The sequence below is a fragment of the Citrobacter sp. XT1-2-2 genome, assembly GCF_023516235.1.
Classification (GTDB): Bacteria; Pseudomonadota; Gammaproteobacteria; order Enterobacterales; family Enterobacteriaceae; genus Citrobacter; species Citrobacter werkmanii.
On sequence record NZ_CP097324.1, the window covers coordinates 1,457,841 to 1,481,084 of the forward strand.

General features: G+C 52.4%; 4 protein-coding genes and 1 pseudogene. All 5 read left to right on the plus strand.

The annotated features are described in order from the left end of the window. Window positions 1-249: 249 nt before the first annotated feature. Window positions 250-387 (plus strand): annotated as a pseudogene (locus tag M4I31_RS06945) (hypothetical protein); the annotation flags it as partial. Between the two features lie 726 nt (window positions 388-1,113). Continuing rightward, window positions 1,114-2,565, plus strand: coding sequence for a MotA/TolQ/ExbB proton channel family protein (locus M4I31_RS06950; RefSeq protein ID WP_085049236.1), 1,452 nt, complete (start codon window positions 1,114-1,116; stop codon window positions 2,563-2,565). Further along, window positions 2,558-3,898, plus strand: a complete 1,341-nt coding sequence (locus M4I31_RS06955; protein WP_161668367.1) for a TolC family protein — start codon at window positions 2,558-2,560, stop codon at window positions 3,896-3,898. Before M4I31_RS06950 ends, M4I31_RS06955 begins: the two co-directional genes overlap by 8 nt. A 23-nt stretch (window positions 3,899-3,921) precedes the next feature. Next, window positions 3,922-5,163: an HlyD family type I secretion periplasmic adaptor subunit gene (locus M4I31_RS06960; RefSeq protein WP_159121833.1), complete on the plus strand. Its 1,242-nt coding sequence runs from the start codon at window positions 3,922-3,924 to the stop codon at window positions 5,161-5,163. 14 nt (window positions 5,164-5,177) lie between these two features. Beyond that, entirely contained in the window at window positions 5,178-23,231 is an 18,054-nt protein-coding gene (locus M4I31_RS06965; RefSeq protein WP_250856863.1) for an Ig-like domain-containing protein, read from the plus strand. Window positions 23,232-23,244: the final 13 nt, after the last annotated feature.

A 23,244-nucleotide genomic window follows, 5' to 3' on the forward strand; every position in this document is an offset into this window, starting at 1 on the left:
TTTCATCTAAAAAACAAGCGTGCGGCATGTTTTATATTATTTAGAATTCAAGCGGGTAAATTAAAGGCGTCGCTCGGGGATGAGTGTTGTTTTTGTTGTTGATATTATTTTGATGAATGAAAATGAATTTATTTATATTGTTTGGTGTATTGTTTTTTTCTTAAAATATAATTTGCGAGTATTTTTTCTATTTTTTGATGAATATAATGTCCGCTGAGGAATGATTAATTTATTTTATATGGTGCTTTTATGGAAGAGAGTAACCCATGGCCAACATTCGTTGATGCATTTTCAACGGTTTTATGTATTTTTATATTTCTGATGTTAGTTTTCGTACTTAACAGTATGTTAATCATGTATGAAAGCTCTAAAAAACGTTATGAAGCCCCTTTACTGGCTGAACAAACTGTTCAGCCAGTAGCCTCCTCGGTAAGTGGTAGCGGATCCAGCAGTGGTGCTGTCAGCACAACACCCAATCAAACCCTTACGGGTGATCAAACACAGCCAGTTGAAGCAACTGCGGCAGACGATAATAAAAATCGTAGCCAGGATGCTGAAGCTGATATGTTGGCCGCTTCTTCTGCTTCTGCTTCTGCTTCAACTGATGCTGGCGCTGCTACCGGTGCAGATTTCGCCACCGCCTCTGATTCTACTGCCGCTTCAGCAGCATCTCCTGCAGACGAGTCAGAGCAAGCGGGCCGTGAAGATAAAAAAAGTGACGTGATTAGACTGGCCGACAACCAAACTGCCACCTCGATTAAAGGGCAAACTTCCGGTCAATTCGATACCTCGAAAGCGAACCCATCCTGGGAGACTCAGGGCAATCAGTTCATTGTTCATTTCAAATCAATGGAGCAAGGCTATCCGCAAGAAATCATTGATGAGATGGCTAAATGGTTTGGCAAAGATAAGCCGGTCAGCATTGTGGTTTATGCCTATGTCAGTCCCTCCATCGCTATTTCAGACGCGATGCGTCTGGCCTACGAGCGCGGTGTGATCCTGCTAAAGGTCGTCAAAAGCAAATATCCTAACACGGAAGTTTCTATCTCAGTCGTTAATGATGCAACAACGTTGACGAATAGTGCCGTCATTACCAAGAGTGAATGATAAATAATGAATAACTTAAAGCGGTATCATGCATTTATTATTGCATTAGTGTTCGCATTTCTGCCTGTTATTTTGCTGTGTATTCCTGGCTTACGCGCCTATGTTTTTGAAACATGGCATGTCGCGGCATTCTACAGTTCCATCATTATTATTATGTATCTGACCGGTACATTTATTGTTATTTTCTCATTTATTGAAATAAGTAAGTGTGTAAGCGTATTACGTAATAAGAACGCGCAGAAACACTCTTATTTGCTTGGTGATGCCAACAAGATTGTTTTCTCAGCAAGTCATGGCCTTGATGATGATACTGTAGCCACGCTGTATGAAAGCATGGATAACAGCGTGAATCGTAAGCAGAATCAGAGTCTGGCAGGGGTTATGACCTGCGCAAACCTGTCTACCATGATTGGCCTGTTGGGAACCTTCGCGGGTTTATCTATGACGATTGCCTCGGTCATCTCGTTGCTGGAGAAATCGCAAATCACCGGCGGTAACGAGGCGGATACGTTAGGGATTATCGTCAGTGTGGTCTCCTCGCTTGCTGAACCACTGAAAGGAATGAATACCGCATTCGTTTCATCAATCTATGGGGTGGTGAGCGCTATTTTACTTAATGTGATGTGTTCTTTCCTGCGTGGGGAATTCACCCGTTTAGCCATCGATTTACGCAATGCGCGCCTTGATTTCGTCAGAGAATGTCATGAGCGCAGTAAAACCTCTGCGATCGGAAAAACGAAAACCCTGCGTCTGATAACCGATCTGGACGATGTGATCAAAGAGTTCAAAGCGGGCATGTTTGGCTTTCAGGAACGCCTGACTAACGCATTTGACGCCAGCAACAACATGCTGAATTCACTTCTTAGCTGCACTGTAGAGGGGGCCAGCAAAACGGAGAAATTTAATGATGCCCTTATTGCTGCGGTTCATCAACAGGTTGAACAGTTACAGCATATAGACCAGTGCATCACGTCGAATCATTCCGCTTTGCTCGGGATTGAGAAAGAGCTCGGCGCATCTACGCAAGCTCTGGTCAACCAGGGAACACACCTTGCAGCGCTAACCGAAAGTCAATCTTTGCTGCAGACCAGTCAGCTACAAATGATGGCTACGGTTGAATCTCAGCGCGGTACGTTGGACGAATTACTGGTCGCGCAAGCGCAGACCCATCATGCCGTCCTGGAGGTCAATGATGGTATGGGACACCTTGATGCAAACGTGGGAGAACTACATACCGTTGCTGAGCGCCACTTTTGCGAGCAGGCTTCACTTCTGGATGGCATCTCCAACGCTGTGGAAACCGCCGAACGCGTCAACCTCGATCGCCACCATGAAACCGTCGCGACGCTGGATAGCCAGTCACAGACGTTTGAACCCCTGCTTGGACAAATTGCCGGAATGCACCGCAATCTGCAAAAAGAAATTAATGTCCTTAAGGAGAAAAAAAGCCATGAATAAATCCGTCATCGCTTTGCTTATCCTCGGGAGTTCGCTGCCGTTGGCCATCTGCGCTCATGCAGAAACGGGAGACCATACGTTGCCGCTGCGGACGTTAATTGTAGATGCGTTAAACACGCAACCTTCTGTGGCCATTGCCTCCTGGGAGACCGAAATGCGTCACCAGGAGACAAACATGAGCAAAGCTTCTCTCTATCCGACGTTGGACGTTTCGTCAGAAGCCATCCATAAAAAAACGGACGAACATGATAATGAGCAGAACGTAGAGAATAAATTAACCCTCGCTTACCGAATTGCGGATTTTGGCGTCAGAAGCAGCAATATTTCTAAGTCTGAGCAGCAGGAAGAGGCCAGTAAGTACGATTTCCAACAAGAGTTGCTTACAACCGCACAAAAAACGGCCGATGCCTATTTGTCAGTGGAAAAAACCCGGCAGATACTTGCGGTGATCGACGACGAGAAAATCTTTTACAAGCAGATGCTGAATGATTTTTCCGAACTCATCGCCGCAGGCGCAGCAATGCAATCGGATATTCGTAAAGTTCAGGTATCTATCGACTCTTTAAGCACTCAGGAGTTGAATTTCCGCGCGCAACTGGATACGCAGTTAATGATGCTGCGTAATCTTACGGGAGACAATGTCACCGCTGAAAACCTGGGTAAGCTGCCTGATTTTTTCAATAAATACCCTTTTATTGCTGATAAAGATGCCGTTTATAAAAAAATCATGCAGGATAATCCGACGTATCTTTCTTTGACGAAGGCAATATCTGCAGCAAATGCTGAATATTCGGCGGCAAAATCAGCTAATTATCCGGTTGTAGATTTCAACGCCCACTACACGGACAATAATCCTTCCAAAGATGCGCAGCAGGATGATTATGAGGATGAACTCCAGGTTGGCGTTAAAGTAGGCTTTAACATTTTTAATGGCTTTAAGAACCAATCTGAAGCTGCCAAATTTAGCGCAAAATATACCCAGGCAAAACTGGGTCTTGATGATTTTATTTTTAAAACTCGCAATAGTGTTGATGCTTCTGTCTCTAAATATATGACAGGAAAAGATTCATTAGCAATATCTAAACGCTCCTATGAAAATGCCGGGAAACTCATTGAACTCTATAAAGAAGAGTTCAAATTAGGTCAAAAATCGCTACTCGACTTTATTTCCAGCAGGAATGAACATTATCAAGCTAACCTGACAATGATTGAGTCACAATTCTCTATCTATCAGGCGAAGCTTGAACAGATGGCTCAACTCGCCGATCTGTTACATGAACTGTATCTGGAACCTGGCCAGATACAGCCTAAAAGCGGTTCTATGTCGCAATGAACAGGAAACAGTGTGACCATCTGATGATGGTCATCGTCGTGATGACCCTCGTCATACTCCTACTTTTTAGCCTGATAAAGATAAATTCGGTCGTACATGGCAGCGGTGTCATTATCACCAAGGATAATACTCAGGTCGTTTCTCTCTCTAAAGGAGGAACGATTGATGCGATTCATGTCGCGGAAGGGGATTTTGTTACCAAAGGCCAGGTCCTTGCCGAAACATCAAACTTTGATATTCAGAAAGAAAACGAACGTACCCAAGCTCAGCACCGCTATCTTGCCTTATATATCAAAGAAATGATGTCCATTTTGGCCTGGAGGCAAGATTATACTCTCTTTGATATTAGCAATATCACGAATCAGGACTTGATTGGTAATATACAATTGTTAATTAGCCAGACCAAAACGAAGGATAATAAAATCAACAGCCTCAATTCTGAAATTGAGCGTTTAGGTATTTCTAAAATCAGCAAGAACAGCGAGCTAATGCTTGTTCAGGAAGAGGTTAATCTTCTTTCTCCTTTGGTTAAAAAGGGTATCAGTTCTTATACCACTCTGTTGGCAAAAAAACAGGCAGCAGAGCGTCTCAAGTCTGAGCTTATCGATCTTGAAAGCCAGGTAGTAGCGAAATCAGAAGAGATAAAGGTGATCCATAGCGAAATTAATGATGATGTTTTTACTTTTCGTAATACCTTGTCGAAAAACCTGGTCGATGCTCAACATGAAGCTGCGCTTAATGACTCTGCCATGAGTGTATTACAAAAGCAGATGAAAGAATCTCGCGTCCGATCGCCCATTGATGGCGTGATTTATCAAATTAACAAAAATGCCTTTACCAAAGGCGGTGTGATACAGGCTGCTGACTCGCTGTTTGAGATTAAACCAATGTCAACCAAAATGCTCGCGGAAGTAAAAATTCAACCTAAAGATCGCGATCAAATTTATGTTGGTGGTTCGGTTAACGTGAAAATTCTCTCATTTATTCTCTCGGGTTCAAAACCTTATACCGGTGTAGTAGAGCAAATCAGTCCTGACTCCTACGAAGATACGGTTAATGGAAATACGGTGAGGTATTACAAAGCTATCGTAGAGTTCACTATCGGTACAAAAGAACGTGATGTTATCAAACCTGGAATGACGGTAGATGCTTTCATTATTACAGGCAACCACAGCATATTAAAATACCTTGCCTCGCCATTGCTGCGTGGCCTTCAACAAGTTTTCAGTGAGCCGGTCATCACTGACAGTAAATCAACTCATTAATTCAGGGTGATAATATGAGTAATACTATTTTTGCAAGCAATGATTCAATTGTCGACTTACAGCAGTATGGTGCTATGGATAGTGCCAAAGTCGTCATTAGTGGGACCGACTTTAAATTTATTTTTCCGGGTAATGTGGTAGTTAACGTTATTAACGGTGCTCTTTATTCAAGCCTTGAAAATAACCACGTTCACTTCAAATTCCAGGGGCAGGATGTTTCAGGTCAGCAACTGCTGAAAACGATCGACTTAAGCAATCTTCAACTTGAACGGCTTGACTCTGCACTATCAGATCAGCGTCAGGATCGCGTGCTGAAAGATAATATTAATAAAATCAGCGAGATTAATGCGAAAGATCTTGAGGAAGCTAAAAAAGAGGCTGCTGATCTGAAGCATGAAGCAGAAAAAATGCGTGCTGAAGCTGAAGAGGCGCAAAAAGCTTCTGCAGAAGTTCAAAAGCAGCTTGAGGAGTTCCTCAATGATAAAGCGCAGAGCAATGGCCAAAATGGCGCAGCCTCTCAGAACCAGGGAGAAGAGCAGCTGGATGCCAGCCTTTACCATAAGAAATATGACGATGACTCTGTGGCTGAGGCCAGTCGACTCGTTTTCTCTGATTACTCATCCAGTTCGTCCAGTTCTTCAAGTTCATCAGAATCTGATGAAACGCCCATCGACGTAAAACCTATTGATGTGGCTCTTAAGCTTGATGACGGCAGTGATTCTGGGGTAAAAAACGATAATATTACCAACGTCACCACGCCGCAGTTTGTTGGTTCTACCGATCCCGGATTGACAGTTTCACTGCGCATTGATGGTGTGGTTGTCGCCGTCACGACCTCCGATGCGATGGGCAACTTTTCATTCAATAGCGGCACGGTGCTGGCTGACGGACAACACAACGTCCAGGTCGATGTGACGGACGGGCAGGGGGGAAGCGGTAGCGCGAAAATTATCGTAACCATTGATACCGTCATCGCGGCTCCCAGTTTCGAACTCGACGATCAGTACGCCATTCCTGCAGCCGATCGCATTGAGGGTGAAAATCTTACCCGTTTTACCGATGCGAAAATTATTGGTGAAGCCGAAGCAGGATCGCAGGTTGCTATCTATGCCAATGGCGTTCTGCTTACCACAGTCACCGTAGATTCTGATGGCGCCTGGTCGTATCAGTTTAGTGGTTCAGAATTAAATGAAGGCATTAATAATATTGAGATTGATGCTACGGATAAAGCGGGAAACACGGCATCAACGACCGGCGTTATTACGCTGGATACGATTCCCCCAGAAACACCCGTTATTATTCTTGATGAATCCAGTGATACGGGGATGTCCTCGACCGATAGCCTGACTAATGATAAAACGCCTTCTCTGCATGGTAATGCTGAACCGAACTCAACGCTCGAGTTATATCTTAATGGCTACAAAGTGGCCGATATCAGCGTGGATTCCATGGGGAACTGGCAATATACACTGCCGGAAAATAAAATTACCGCTGATGGTATTTATACTTTTGAAGTGGTCTCTTCCGATCGTGCGGGTAATACCTCAACCGCACAAATAGATGTGACTGTCGATACCGATATCGATGCATTCACACTGGCAATGACTAGCCAGTCAGACAGCGGAGTTGCCGGGGACAATTATACCAACGATATTTATCCAGCGTTTACCGGTAAAACTGACCCAAATAGTCATATTGTGATCACTAACCTGACGACCGGGGAAAAGATTGAAATTGATGCTTCACAGAGTGGTAATTTCAGCTTTAACCTGGCGCAGGCCTCTGCAGAAGGGCTGAACGAACTCTCAATCACCGTAACCGATTATGCGGGCAACCAGCAAACCTTCAGCTACGAATATACTATTGATACGGTTGCTCCCGTATCGCCCGATATTGAACTGGATAAATACACCGTTTCAAAATCAGGCGATATTCTGACAAACGACGCCACGCCAGCCTTTACCGGTACAGCAGAAGCGGGCAGTACGGTGACGATTTATATTGATGGCAAGGCCTGTGGCACGGTGACGGCAAACCACGATGGTATCTGGTCGTTTACCTTGCCAAGCGATCTGGCTGATGGTAGCTATACTGCAGTGGCTTATGCGACTGACCTTGCGGGAAACGTTTCTCCATCATCTGCCGATTGTACTTTCACTGTCGATACCAGCACGACGTCACCGGTTGCCACGTTGCAGGCTGAAGATGATACAGGGATAAGCCAGACTGACTGGATCACCCGGCAAAATGATAATTTAACAATTGACGGGACCGCTGAAAAATACGCCACCATTACAGTGATGGTTGACGGTAAAGCCGTGGGCACTACCCAGGCTGATGCTAATGGCAACTGGCAGTTCGAATATGACCCTAATCCGGCGCTTTCCGATGGCGATTATACGCTGACTATTCAGGCTCAGGATGAGGTGGGGAACACATCGAGCAGTAGTTACGATCTGGTCATTGATACCGTCACCGTCACGCCGTCGCTTAAATTAGACACGGGTTCAGATACGGGATCGTCGAATGATGATGGTATCACCAAGGAAACGCAGCCGTTGTTAACCGGAACGGCTGAAGCCAACGCGACGATCGAGATCTTTATTGATGGTACCGTAGTCGGTCAGGTTGTCTCTGATAAAAATGGCGTCTGGAACTATCGTATCACGGAAGAGGCGAGCTTAGCTGATGGCGAGCATGCCGTCGTTGTACGTGCAACAGATGCCGCCGGCAACAGCGCAAACTCGACCACGCTGGATATTGTGGTCGATAGTACGATGGAAACACCCACAATCCATCTTGATAGCGATAGCGGCATAAGTGATGCCGATCGCATTACCAATAACGCTTCCCCGATTTTCTCTGGTTCAGCCGAGGCTTATTCCAGCATCACTATTTATCAGGACGGGAAGGCCATCGGGAAAGTCAGCGCGGATGCTAACGGAAATTGGTCTTATAGCTTCACGGGATCGCAGGCGTTGACCGATGGAAGCTACATTTTTTATATCACGGCAACAGATGTCGCCGGCAACTCAGCGACATCAGAAAAAATTCAGGTCACCATTGATACCCAGGTTTCTATCCCTACGCTGGATCTGGCGGATGCGTCAGACACCGGCAGCCTCAACAGCGACAACATCACCCGGGACACCACGCCAACATTCTCGCTGGGCAATATCGATGCTGACGTGATCAGCGTGCAGGTCATTATCAACGGCACCGCCTATGACGCCGTGCAGTCAGAGGGCAAGTGGACCTTTACCGCCCCGGAACTGGCGGATGGCGACTATAGCATCAGTGTTATCGTCACCGACAATGCGGGTAATACCGCTAACTCGACCACACTGGCCATGACGGTGGACACCAGCGTGGCGGCGCCGGTGATCGCCCTGAGCGACGACACCGGTACCCCCGGCGACAACCAGACTAACGACACCACCCCGGGCTTTGCCATTGCCACGGATAACGACGCCGTCAGCGTGATGGTGAGCATTGACGGCGGCACCCCGGTGGCGGCGACGAAGGACGCGGACGGGCAGTGGCATATTGACAGCGCCGCGCTGGCCGACGGCGATCACTCCATTGTAGCCACCGTCACCGACCTCGCGGGCAACACCGCGACGTCCTCACTGGCCTTTACGGTGGACACCATGCTGTCGGTGCCGACCATAGATCTGACGGATGCGTCAGACAGCGGCAGCCTCAACAGCGACAACATCACGAACGACACCATGCCGGCGTTCACGCTGGGCAGTATCGACGCCGATGTGACGAAGGTGCAGGTTCTTATCAATGATACCGCCTATGACGTCGTGCAGTCAGAGGGCAAGTGGACCTTTACCGCCCCGGAACTGGCGGACGGGACATACAGCGTCACGGTGCAGGTCACCGACGACGCGGGGAACGTGCAGACCTCCACCGCGCTGGCTGTGACGGTGGACACCACCGTGGCGGCGCCGGTGATCGCCCTGAGCGACGACACCGGCACGGCGGGGGATAACCAGACTAACGACGCCACCCCGGGCTTTGCCATTGCCACGGATAACGACGCCATCAGCGTGATGGTGAGCATTGACGGCGGCACCCCGGTGGCGGCGACGAAGGCCGCCGACGGGCAGTGGCATATTGACAGCACCGCGCTGGCCGACGGCGACCACACCATTGTGGCCACCGTCACCGACCTGGCCGGTAACACCGCAACGTCCTCACTGGCCTTCACCGTCGACACCACGCTGTCGGTGCCGACCATCGACCTGGCGGATGCGTCAGACAGCGGCAGCAGCAACAGCGACAACATCACCCGCGACACCACGCCGGTGTTCACGCTGGGCAGTATCGACGCCGACGTGATCAGCGTACAGGTGCTGATCAACGGGACGGCTTACCCGGCGACACTGACGGACGGGACGTGGACCTTTACCGCCCCGGAGCTGGCGGACGGGGACTACAGCGTCACGGTGCAGGTGACTGACGACGCGGGGAACGTGCAGACCTCCACCGCGCTGGCTGTGACGGTGGACACCCGCGTGGCGGCGCCGGTGATCGCCCTGAGCGACGACACCGGCACGGCGGGGGATAACCAGACTAACGACGCCACGCCGGGCTTCACTGTCAGCACCGATCCGGACGCGTTCAGCGTGATGGTGAGCATCGACGGCGGTAAGCCGCTGGCGGCGACGAAGGACGCGGACGGGCAGTGGCATATTGACAGCACCGCGCTGGCCGACGGCGACCACACCATCGTGGCCACCGTCACCGACCTCGCCGGTAACACCGCGACGTCCTCACTGGCCTTCACCGTCGACACCACGCTGTCGGTGCCGACCATCGATCTGGCGGATGCGTCAGACAGCGGCAGCCTCAACAGCGACAACATCACGAACGACACCACGCCGGCGTTCACGCTGGGCAGTATTGATGCGGACGTGACGAAGGTGCAGGTCATTATCAACGGCACCGCCTATGACGCCGTGAAGGCTGAGGGCAAGTGGACCTTTACCGCCCCGGAACTGGCGGACGGGGACTACAGCGTCACCGTGCAGGTGACTGACGACGCGGGGAACGTGCAGACCTCCACCGCGCTGGCCATGACGGTGGACACCCGCGTGGCGGTACCGGTGATCGCCCTGAGCGACGACACCGGCACCCCCGGCGACAACCAGACCAACGACACCACCCCGGGCTTTACCATCACCACGGAGAACGACGCCGTCAGCGTGATGGTGAGCATCGACGGCGGTAAGCCGCTGGCGGCGACGAAGGACGCGGACGGGCAGTGGCATATTGACAGTACCGCGCTGGCCGACGGCGACCACACCATTGTGGCCACCGTCACCGACCTGGCGGGCAACACCGCAACGTCCTCACTGACCTTCACCGTCGACACCACGCTGTCGGTGCCGACCATCGATCTGGCGGATGCGTCAGACAGCGGCAGCCTCAACAGCGACAACATCACGAACGACACCACGCCGGCGTTCACGCTGGGCAGTATTGATGCGGACGTGACGAAGGTGCAGGTCATTATCAACGGCACCGCCTATGACGCCGTGAAGGCTGAGGGCAAGTGGACCTTTACCGCCCCGGAGCTGGCGGACGGCGACTACAGCGTCACGGTGCAGGTCACCGACGACGCGGGGAACGTGCAGACCTCCACCGCGCTGGCTGTGACGGTGGACACCCGCGTGGCGGCGCCGGTGATCGCCCTGAGCGACGACACCGGCACGGCGGGGGATAACCAGACCCGCGACGCCACGCCGGGCTTCACTGTCAGCACCGATCCGGACGCGTTCAGCGTGATGGTGAGCATCGACGGCGGCACCCCGGTGGCGGCGACGAAGACCGCCGACGGGCAGTGGCATATTGACAGCACCGCGCTGGCCGACGGCGACCACACCATTGTGGCCACCGTCACCGACCTGGCCGGCAACACCGCGGACTCGGCCGCCCTGACCTTTACGGTGGACACCACGCTGTCGGTGCCGACCATCGACCTGGCGGATGCGTCAGACAGCGGCAGCCTCAACAGCGACAACATCACGAACGACACCACGCCGGCGTTCACGCTGGGCAGTATCGACGCCGACGTGACGAAGGTGCAGGTCATTATCAACGGCACCGCCTATGACGCCGTGAAGGCTGAGGGCAAGTGGACCTTTACCGCCCCGGAACTGGCGGACGGCGACTACAGCGTCACCGTGCAGGTGACCGACGACGCGGGGAACGTGCAGACCTCCACCGCGCTGGCTGTGACGGTGGACACCAGCGTGGCGGCGCCGGTGATCGCCCTGAGCGACGACACCGGTACCCCCGGCGACAACCAGACTAACGACGCCACCCCGGGCTTCACTGTCAGCACCGATCCGGACGCGTTCAGCGTGATGGTGAGTATTGACGGCGGCACCCCGGTGGCGGCGACGAAGGCCGCGGACGGGCAGTGGCATATTGACAGTACCGCGCTGGCCGACGGCGACCACACCATTGTGGCCACCGTCACCGACCTGGCCGGCAACACCGCAACGTCCTCACTGACCTTCACCGTCGACACCACGCTGTCGGTGCCGACCATCGATCTGGCGGATGCGTCAGACAGCGGCAGCCTCAACAGCGACAACATCACCCGCGACACCACGCCGGCGTTCACGCTGGGCAGTATTGATGCGGACGTGACGAAGGTGCAGATCATTATCAACGGCACCGCCTATGACGCCGTGAAGGCTGAGGGCAAGTGGACCTTTACCGCCCCGGAGCTGGCGGACGGCGACTACAGCATCACCGTGCAGGTGACTGACGACGCGGGGAACGTGCAGACCTCCACCGCGCTGGCCATCACGGTGGACACCAGCGTGGCGGCGCCGGTGATCGCCCTGAGCGACGACACCGGTACGGCGGGGGATAACCAGACTAACGACGCCACCCCGGGCTTTACCATCACCACGGAGAACGACGCCGTCAGCGTGATGGTGAGCATCGACGGCGGTAAGCCGGTGGCGGCGACGAAGGCCGCGGACGGGCAGTGGCATATTGACAGCGCCGCGCTGGCCGACGGCGACCACACCATCGTGGCCACCGTCACCGATCTGGCGGGCAACACCGCGGACTCGGCCATCCTGACCTTTACGGTGGACACCACGCTGTCGGTGCCGACCATCGATCTGGCGGATGCGTCAGACAGCGGCAGCCTCAACAGCGACAACATCACGAACGACACCACGCCAGCCTTTACGCTGGGGAATATCGATGCGGATGTGACGAAGGTGCAGGTTCTTATCAACGGCACCGCCTATGACGCCGTGAAGGCTGAGGGCAAGTGGACCTTTACCGCCCCGGAACTGGCGGACGGCGACTACAGCATCAGCGTGCAGGTGACCGATGACGCCGGCAACACCGCGACCTCGGCGGCGCTGGCTATCACGGTGGATACAGAGGTTCTGCCAGTCAATATTGTGCTGGATAAGACGTCTGACACGGGAGAGAGCTCGACAGATAATTATACTGCGGACACAACACCGACGTTTAAGTTCAGCAATATTCCGGACGATGTCGCCACTATTACCCTGACGTTGAGCACCGGGCAGCACTACACAATAGATCTGAGCAAGAGTACTTCTTTCACCCTACCTGATGAGTTGCAAGATGGCAGTTACACTGCAACTGTGACGGTGACTGACGTGGCAGGTAACAGTGCTGACAGTAAGATTAGCTTTACTATCGATACCATTGTCGATAAACCGACAGTCGAACTTGCGACGGTATCTGATTCGGGTGACAGCCAGACCGATGGGCTGACTAATGAGACGAAGCCGCAATTCCAGATTAGTGGCGTGGATACTGATGACGTCAATACGATTACGATAGCGATTGTGAGTAGCGATGGCAGCTATAAAGATAGTTGGACACTGGACAGTGAAACCTACGAAAGCGGAGCCTGGGCCTGTCCGGTTGCGCTGGACGATGGGCAATATACGATAACGGTCACGGTTGAAGACATGGCGGGTAATCAGAGCACCTCTGACGCTGCCAGGTTTGAAATAGATACTGTCACTCACATCGACTCTATCGTGCTTCTGGATGATACCGGTTCAAGCACCACCGATAACCAAACCAATGTGAATACACCTGAGTTTGCGATCGGCGTGCCGGATGATGTCACGCATGTCAGCATAATGATTGATGGTAAAGCGGCTGGTGAAGCTTCTAAGCAGACCGATGGAAAGTGGCATTTTTCCACCGCGGTGCTCGCCGATGGAGCACATACTGTGTCGGTTACCGTAACAGATGAAGCGGGTAATACCAGTAATAAAGATCTCAATTTTACGGTTGATACGACCCTTTCTGTGCCGACGCTGCAGCTTTCAAGCGATAGCGATACGGGGCACAGTGATTCAGATAATGTCACTCAGGATGTGCGCCCAACGTTTGTGATCGGCAATATCGATAGCGACGTTGTCAGCGTTTCACTGACGATTAACGGTCAGACATGGCCTATTACGGTTGAAAATGGCAGTGCTACCTTTACCGTTCCCGCCGATCTGCCGGATGGGGTTTGGCAGGCCCAATTGACGGTTGTTGATGATGCAGGTAATGAAAAGACGACCTCACTCTCCGTGACCATTGACACCTCCACCAGCGTGGACGGTATTACTCTGCAAAGTGATACCGGCGTGCAAAACGACTGGATGACCAACGATTCCACCCCAACGTTTGCGATCACCGCGCCTGCTGATGCGCATGCTGTCACTGTCAGCATAGGCTCACTGACTCAGGATGCCATTTTCCAGGAAGGGAAGTGGGTGGTGACTCTGCCATCTGCCCTTGCGGACGGTGAATATACGCTTACGGTGACCGTTACGGATGACGCAGGCAATACGGCGAATCGCGCGCAAACATTCACCATTGACACCACCCTGGAGCCGCTCACCGTCAAGATGATGGCGGCGGATGACAGTGGTGTGGTAGGCGACAATGTTACCAACGATACAAAACCTACGTTTGAACTAGGCAATGTGCCGGCAGATGTTTACAGCATCGAAGTGACGCTGAACGGCGCGACGACAACCATTAAGAAACAAGCGGATGGCAGTTGGACCTATACTCCAGAAACCGCCCTTGTTGAAGGGAAATATACGCTGGATGTACGCGTTACTGATGAAGCAGGAAACCAAAGAACGTCGACATATGATTTCACCGTGGATACCTCGGTGGATATTAATTCCATCACTCTGACGACAGATACCGGGGATTCGTCCTCCGATGGCATCACGAATGCTGCCCAACCGATATTTAACGTCACCACCTCTGATGATGTCGTCAGCCTGACGGCAACGATTAACGGTCTTGCCTGTACCGTGGTGAAAAATGCCAACGGTGACTGGACCGTCACCTCGCCGATACTCTCTGTCGCTGGAGATTACACGCTGACCGTTACCGTTGAAGATGCTGCAGGGAACACCACCAGCGACACGAAAACGATCACCTTTGATAACCAGCTTTCCGTACCGACTATTGCGTTCGACGCGGGTGATGACACGGGTTATGACGCTACCGATCATTTGACGAGTAACAATAAGCCCACGTTCCTGATAAGCAACATGGACAGCGACGTGACGCATGCCGTCATTACGCTTGATGGGGGGCCGATTACGCTGACGCAGGATGGCAGCGGTAACTGGAGCTTTACGCCTCCATCGGCACTTTCGGATGGCAATCATAAAATGATCCTGGAAGTGCAGGATCGGGCGGGAAATACCTCAACGCAGACCTTCTCCTTTACAGTAGATACTACATTATCGACGCCAACTATCGATCTCAGCAGCTCATCCGACTCGGGTGATAGCGACGACGATAATCTGACGTCGAAAACGCAGCCCGAATTTGTTATCAACAATGTTGATAGTGATATCTATTCAGTTATCGTCACCCTGAACGGTGTCGACTATGACGTCACCAAAAATGCCGACGGCGAGTGGGTATTCCAGGCTCCTAAACTGGCCGATGGGGACTATACGATAACGGTCACGGCAACCGATAAAGCGGGGAACGAACGGACGTCCGATCTCGATTTTACCATTGATACCACGGTGGCAATCGATCAGATTACCATGTCTGATGATACCGGTTTTTCTTCGGATGACCATTTAACGAACGATACCATCCCAAGCTTTGATATTAGCGTTGCCGCAGATGTTACGCATGTCTCGGTGGCACTGGACGGCGGTGATGCTCAGACGCTGACGAAAACCAATGGCAAGTGGACCTACACCGCCAGCTCGGCGTTGTCCGATGGTGAGCATTCGATTGTCGTCAACGTGATGGATAAAGCGGGCAACACAACCCAGGAAACTTTCACCTTTACTATCGATACAACGCTTACACCTGTGACGGTGGATCTTAAAGACGAGGACGACAGCGGCAGTAGTTCCGCCGATAATTACACTAACAATACCCAGCCGACGTTTGAGTTTGGTTCGCTGGATAAAGATGTTTATAGTCTGACGGTGAACCTGAACGGCAAAGATATTCCTGTGGATTTGACCAGTCAGCCGGTGAGTTTTACGCCGGATGAAGCGCTGGCAGACGGCACTTACATCTTAATTGCCACGGTGACGGATAACGCCGGAAATACCAAAGAAACTCCGCTGACCTTCACCATTGATACGCAAACGTCGGTATCGGTGGACTTTGTCGTCGGTGACGACACGGGATATTCCGACAGCGATAACATAACGAAGAGCAATGCCCCTGAATTTGAAATCAGCGTTCCGGCGGATGTGGAGTCGGTGAGCGTTACCCTCAACGGCACGGTGACTTCGTTGACGAAGGATGAGTCCGGCCGCTGGATCTACTCGGCTCCGGCACTGGCAGATGGCAACTACACTCTCGACGTTTCAGTAGTGGATAAAGCGGGTAACACCGCCAGCACCGAACTCAAATTTGTGGTGGATACCACCCTTAGCACACCAACAATCGATTTAGCGGCTGCAAGTGATACGGGGACCTTGTCAAACGATCACCTAACCAACGATACGACGCCATATTTCACGCTCGATAATATCGATAGCGATGCTTATAGCGTCACTGTCACTATCAACAATAAAACCTATAACGCGACGGAAAAGAATGGAGTATGGGGCTTGCAGTTACCCGATGCCGATGCCCTCCCGGATGGAACCTATACCGCAACTGTTAAGGTTGAAGATGATGCAGGCAATACCAAATCATCCTCAATGAGCTTTACCGTTGATACCATTTGCTCGGCACCGGTTCTGGCGCTGGATAATGGCAGCAACAGCGGCAGCACTGATGATAACATCACCAACGTGACGAAACCGGTTATCAGTATCAGCGGCGTACCTGCCGATATCGCCAGTATAACGGTAACTCTTGGTGACACGACGCTGTCACTGGATCCGTCGACAACGAGCTGGCAGGTACCGCAAAGCCTGGCGGATGGCGCATATAGCGTGGTCGTGACCTTTACGGATAATGCGGGTAACAGCGCATCGACAACCTATAACTTTACCGTTGATACGGTGGTTGACTCTCCTGCCGTGCTGCTGCTGGATGATACCGGGCAGAATACCACCGATAACCTGACTAACGTCTCAGTGCCGCGTATCCAGATTAGCGCGGCGGAGGAACTCACCTCCGTCACCGTCACGCTCAATGGGCACACGCAGACGCTGGAGAAAAACGCCCAGGGCGAGTGGATTTATACCGCTGACATGCTAGCGGATGGTACTTACACCGCCACCGTGGAGATGGTCGATGTCGCGGGCAACCACCAGACAGAGACCCTGACTTTTACGATTGACACTCAGATCCCGCAGCCAACCATTTCGATGGATAGCGCCAGTGATTCTGGCGATAGCTCAAGTGATTCGTTAACCAATGATACGCAGCCGACGTTCATAGTTTCCGGCGTGCCGGACGATGTTGATACCGTGTTTGTTGTTATAAACGGTGCGAAATATACGGCGACACAAAATGAAGCTGGGGAATGGACGGTTACCTCAGCCAATCTGGCGGATGGTAACTACACCGCAGAAGTGACCGTTACGGATAAAGCCGGTAATACCGCTGAAAGCAGCATGAATTTTACCATTGACACACACGTTGCGCTGTCGGTGGAGCTGCTGGCCTCTTCTGATACAGGCTCTTCGCAGACGGATAAAATCACCAAAGATACGTCACCTACGTTCGGCGGTCTGACGGACAAAGACGCAACGCTAGTGGTGACCGTGCTGGATGAGAGCGGTAATGCGATTCAGACCCAAACGATCTCTCCTGCCTCGGACGGGACCTGGTCTATTACGCTGGGTGATTTGACTGATGGCAACTATACCATCTCGGTTACAGCGACCGATAAGGCCGGAAACACCCAGGCAAGCAACATTGATTTTGTTATCGATACAGTGGTTAACGCGCCGGGTGTTGCATTGAGCGAGTCCGATCCCGGGAATAACCATGAAGCCTTAAGTCTGGCGCCAGAATTCAGCGGTACTGCGGAAGCAGGATCGACGCTGGTGATAAGTATTGATGGCGTTACTGTCGCCAGTGTTGTGGCGGACAGCAACGGAACATGGTCATGGACGCCGCCGAGCGCCATTAACTCTGGCGATCATATTATTAGCGTCGTCGCGACCGACAAAGCGGGTAACGTCTCTGATGCCACTAACTTCGCCTTTATCATTCCGCTGATCGACGTCGATCCACCGACACTGCAGCTACAAACCGCATCGGATAGCGGCTCCATTGGTGACTTTGTCACTAATGATACGACGCCATCAATTACCGGGACATCGCTGCCGGGCAGCACCGTGACGATCTATGTTAACGGTGAGGTGGTTGGTACCGCGGCAACGGACTCAACCGGACGCTACAACTTTAACCTGCCAGAAATGGCTGAAGGGACCTACAGCATAGAGGTGAGCGTCATTAACCCGAACAACGGGGAGGAGGTAAAATCTGACCCTGCAAGTCTGGTCATTGACACGCATGTGGTTCCTCTTGACTGGGATATTAACGGATTAAATGATGAAGGGTATCTGAACACCAATACCCCGGTAGTGAGCGGAATCTCTGAAGCCGGCGCGCATATCAAGGTGATGATTGACGGTCGTGTAGTGGTGGAAACGGTTGCCGCCAGTGATGGTAAATGGCTGGCATCGATTACAAACATTGGCGCTGACGGAGAGCATGAGATTAGCTTCTCGGTAACAGATGTGGCGGGTAACACAGAAACCTTCGGCCCGGAGAGTTTTGTTCTCGATACCTATATTGCGCCACTGACCGTTGATTTACGCGATACGGATGATACCGGCACCAGCGATACCGACAACATCACCCAAAAAACCAGCGTTCACCTTGACGGTACCGCAGAAGCGGGCTCAACCGTTACGATCGCCAATACGCAGGGCGAGATTCTGGCTACCATTGCCGTGGAGAGCGATGGTGCATGGAGTACGGAAATTACGCTGCAGGAGGGGATGCAAACCTTTGTGGTGACTTCCACCGATGCTGCTGGCAATACCGTCTCCAAAAATATCGATATTACCCGCGATACGCAAAATAGCATCACTGACGTAGTCCTGAGTCGTGATTCCAACAGTGCGGACACGCTGGACGCCATCACCAAAGTGACTACGCCAACCCTGACGGCAGTCACCAATCCTAATGCGACGGTCGATGTTTATGTCAATGGCGAAAAAGTTGCCACGGTAACCGCCGATGCGGCAGGGACAGTGAGCTGGACGATGCCGGAAAGCGCCGACGGTTCTTATGATATTAAAATGGTGTCGACGGATGCGGCAGGCAATACCGCAACCAGTGCAACGACTACCGTTGTTATTGATACCGTAGTTGACAATTTTAGCGTCGATACGCTGCCGGACCTGACCAATAGTAAAGCGCTGAGTGTCACAGGTACCGGTGAAAGCGGCGCTACGATTACCGTCTATTTGAATGGCGTCGCGGCAGGCCAGGTTACCGTAGCGGCTGATGGCAGTTGGACGGTACCGCTGATCCTCAATGATGATGGCGAGTACAGCCTGACGGTACAGATCACGGATGTGGCCGGAAACAGCCAGACCAGCGATCCATTTGTCTTCACGCTGGATAGCCATACCGATTACCCGACCATCAACCTGGATGACGCGTCTAACTCAGGCTCGCTGGATGACAACATAACCAGCGACAATACGCCAGCCTTCCATGGTACGGGAGAGCCGGGGGCGACGATTTCTATTCTGGTGGATGAAAAAACGGTCGCAACGGTAACGGCGGATGACGAAGGCAACTGGACGTGGCAATACCCAACTACGTTGGCTGACGGTGAATATTCCATCCGCGTAGTGGCGGAAGATACGGCGGGCAATACCGCAGAGTCGGCACGCATTCTGGTTACGGTCGATACCAGCACCTGGATTGAGCTGGATAAAATGAATCCTGATGGTGGCCTCTACTCTAACGATTATGTTACCGCCCGAACGACGCCGACGTTCCAGATCAACGGTGAAACGGGTCAGCCCGTCAAGGTTTATATTGATGGTAAGTATGTGGAAACCATCACGATCTCCGGGCGAAATTATCAATATACCGTTCCGCAAGCGCTGGACGACGGTAGCCATACCATCCGCTTTGATATTGCCGATGCCGCCGGCAATACGGCCTCCACTGGCGATCAGAAGTTCACGATCGATACGGTTAACGATACTCCCGTCACGCTGGACAATATTAACGGAGAGAGCGTCGCTGACCACACCGTTGATGGTACGATTTACATCAATGATATTTCTGCAGGTATTAAGCTGAGCGGTATGGCTGAGGCTAACAGCTATGTCACTGTCAAAATTAATGGAATGACCGTTAGCAACGTCTGGGCAGACGGTACAGGAAAATGGAGCGTAAACGTTAATCCTATGTTGCTTAGCGATGCGACATGGACCGTCCAGGTGAGTTCAGAAGACCGCGCGGGGAACGACAGTACCGTCTCAACCTTCACGATAGTGATTGATACCTCCATCAGCCAGTTCACCGCCAACGTGCAGGACGACAAAGACAGTTCGGCCGATAAATGGGTAGTTAACAACCGCACGCCTGTCTTTAATGGCGTCGGTGAGGCGGGGGCTACTGTCACCCTGATGGTGGCAGGGATGGTGGTGGCTACCACCACAGTTGCCGCCGATGGCACCTGGAGCATCAAGGCCAGCGCGTTGCCTGAAGGGACCAGCAATTTAACCTTCACCATTAAAGATACTGCCGGCAATACCCAAACCATTAACCATGACATTCTGGTCGATAGCGTTGCGCCAAATACGCCAACGGTAGAGATCTCTTCCTGGAACGAAGAGGGGAACCTGTGGATCCTCTCAGGCAAGGCGGAAGCGGGAACGACCATTGTTATCAAGGATGAGTCCGGCAACGTTATCACCACGGTTAATGTCAACAGCTCCGGCAGTTGGAGTACCGCGATTAACTATCCTGATGGCGGTAAAGTCAGCATTCAGGCAGAGGATTCTGCCACCAATATCAGCGTGCCTGTCGACCTTGATGTGATGTTCACGACGCCAGCCGTGGCGCTGGATGTGTCCTCAGACGGTGGTGCGCTGGGCGACAACCTGACCAATGACTCAACCCCGACGCTGGTTTTGAGTAACATCGAGAAGGATGTCGTTGCGGTGAGCGTAACGATTGATGGAACGACGGTGCAGGCAACGAAGATCAGCGATGGCGTCTGGACCGTAACATGGGGAACTCCGCTAAGTGACGGCGAATGTGACGTTCAGGTGAGCGCAACGGATGCGGCAGGAAATACCGCAACGCAATCCTTTAGCTTTACTATTGATACTGTGCTCAGCGCGCCGGTCATCGCCATGGATGCGGCAAGCGATACTAGCACGGTGGGCGATAACATCACGCAAACCGTTAAACCGACGTTTGTCGTGACTAACGTTGACGCTGATGTGACGAAGGTAGAGGTGACCTTAAACGGCAATACGCAAACCCTGACCAAAGACGCTTCGGGTAACTGGATCTATACGCCGGAAACCCCGCTGGCAGACGGTAACTGGACCGTTGAGGTGAAAGTAACCGATGCGGCAGGGAATACTAAGCAGTCCAGCCTGGATTTCACCGTTGACACTAGTATCAGTACGCCGACGGTGGCTCTTGATGCCAGCAGCGATACCGGTGATGTCGGTGACAACCTGACGAATGAGACGACGCCAACCTTTATCCTGAGCAATATTGACCCGGATGTCACTTCGGTGATGGTGACGCTGAATGGCGAAACGCACAGCGCAACCAAAGATGAGCAGGGTAACTGGACGTATACGCCGGAAACTGCGCTGTCAGACGGTAGTTGGACCCTGAAGGTGAAAGTCACGGATGGCGCAGGTAACACTGCGGAATCTTCACTGGATTTCACCATTGACAGTACGCTAAGCACACCAACAGTAATGATGGATACGGACAGTGACACCGCAACGGCAGGGGATAATATCACCAGCGATACGACGCCAACCTTTATCCTGAGTAATATCGACCCGGACGTCACGTCGGTGATGGTGACGCTGAACGGTGAAACGCACAGCGCAACCAAGGATGAGCAGGGTAACTGGACGTATACGCCGGACACCCCGCTGGCGGACGGCAGCGGAACGTTGGTGGTGACAGTGACCGATGCGGCGGGCAATAGCGCGGATGCGTCCCTGGATTACACCATCGACACCACTATCAGCACGCCGACGATCGCCCTGGATGCGGGCAGCGATAGTGGTACGGTGGGTGATAATCTGACGAAGGATACGACGCCAACCTTTATCCTGAGTAATATCGACCCGGACGCCACGTCAGTGATGGTGACGCTGAACGGTGAAACGCACAGCGCAACCAAGGATGAGCAGGGTAACTGGACGTATACGCCGGACACCCCGCTGGCGGACGGCAGCGGAACGTTAGTGGTGACCGTGACCGATGCGGCGGGCAATAGCGCGGATGCGTCCCTGGATTACACTATCGACACCACTATCAGCACGCCGACGATCGCCCTGGATGCTGGCAGCGATAGCGGTGCCTCAGGGGACAACATTACTAAGGACGACACCCCAACGTTTATCCTGAGTAACATCGATCCTGATGCAACTACCGTAACGGTGACCATAAACGGCGAAACCCACAGCGCCACGCAGGATGAATCAGGCCACTGGATCTGGACACCTGAAGAGGCGCTGGCTGAAGGCACCTGGACGTTGGTGGTGAATGTCAGCGATGCGGCAGGTAATACCGCCAGCCAGTCGGTTGAGTTCACGGTCGATACCCATGTCGATAATTTTGATGTGACTTTCGATGGTACGAGTAGCCAGGAAGAAACGTGGCAGACCGATGAGTCAACCTTATCGTTTAGCGGGCATGGCGAAGCGGGAGCCCTGGTTAGCGTTTCACTGGATAATGGCGATGTGCTGACGGCAAACGTGGATAAAGACGGTAACTGGAATCTCCAGCTTGAGGATGTGGCGCAGGGCGAGCATCAGCTTACCTTCACCATTACCGACGTGGCGGGTAACACCAGCACCGTGACGCACGATGTGGATGTTGGAACCGATGACCCGGTGTCGCTACGCAGCAGTCTGTACAGTAGCGAGCAGGACACCAGGGACACCATAGAAGTGGAGTCGTCGCATCCGGTCTTTGAGTTCAACCTGGACGCCAGCATTACCCATGCCAGCGTTGAACTGGACGGTGTCACGCATCCGCTGGTGCCTTCGCCGTCTGGCCCTACGCAGTTCGACGTGCCTGTGGCGCTGGAGGATGGCCCACATTCTCTGGTGTTGCGCACGCAGGACAGTGCCGGGAATAGCGAACGTCAGGATATCGCCTTTACGGTGGATACCAGTAGCCGCAGCGTCGTTGCAGGCATGGACGACGCCCGCAGCGATGAGAGTGACGCGCCGCATTCTGCAGCGGATCAATCCTCTTCGCATGAAGCAGCCAGCTTCGCGGCACAAGTGATGAGCATTAGCCAGAGCGTCGAAGATAATCAGGACGATCAGCAACATCACCATCAATAAATAACCGTTTCCC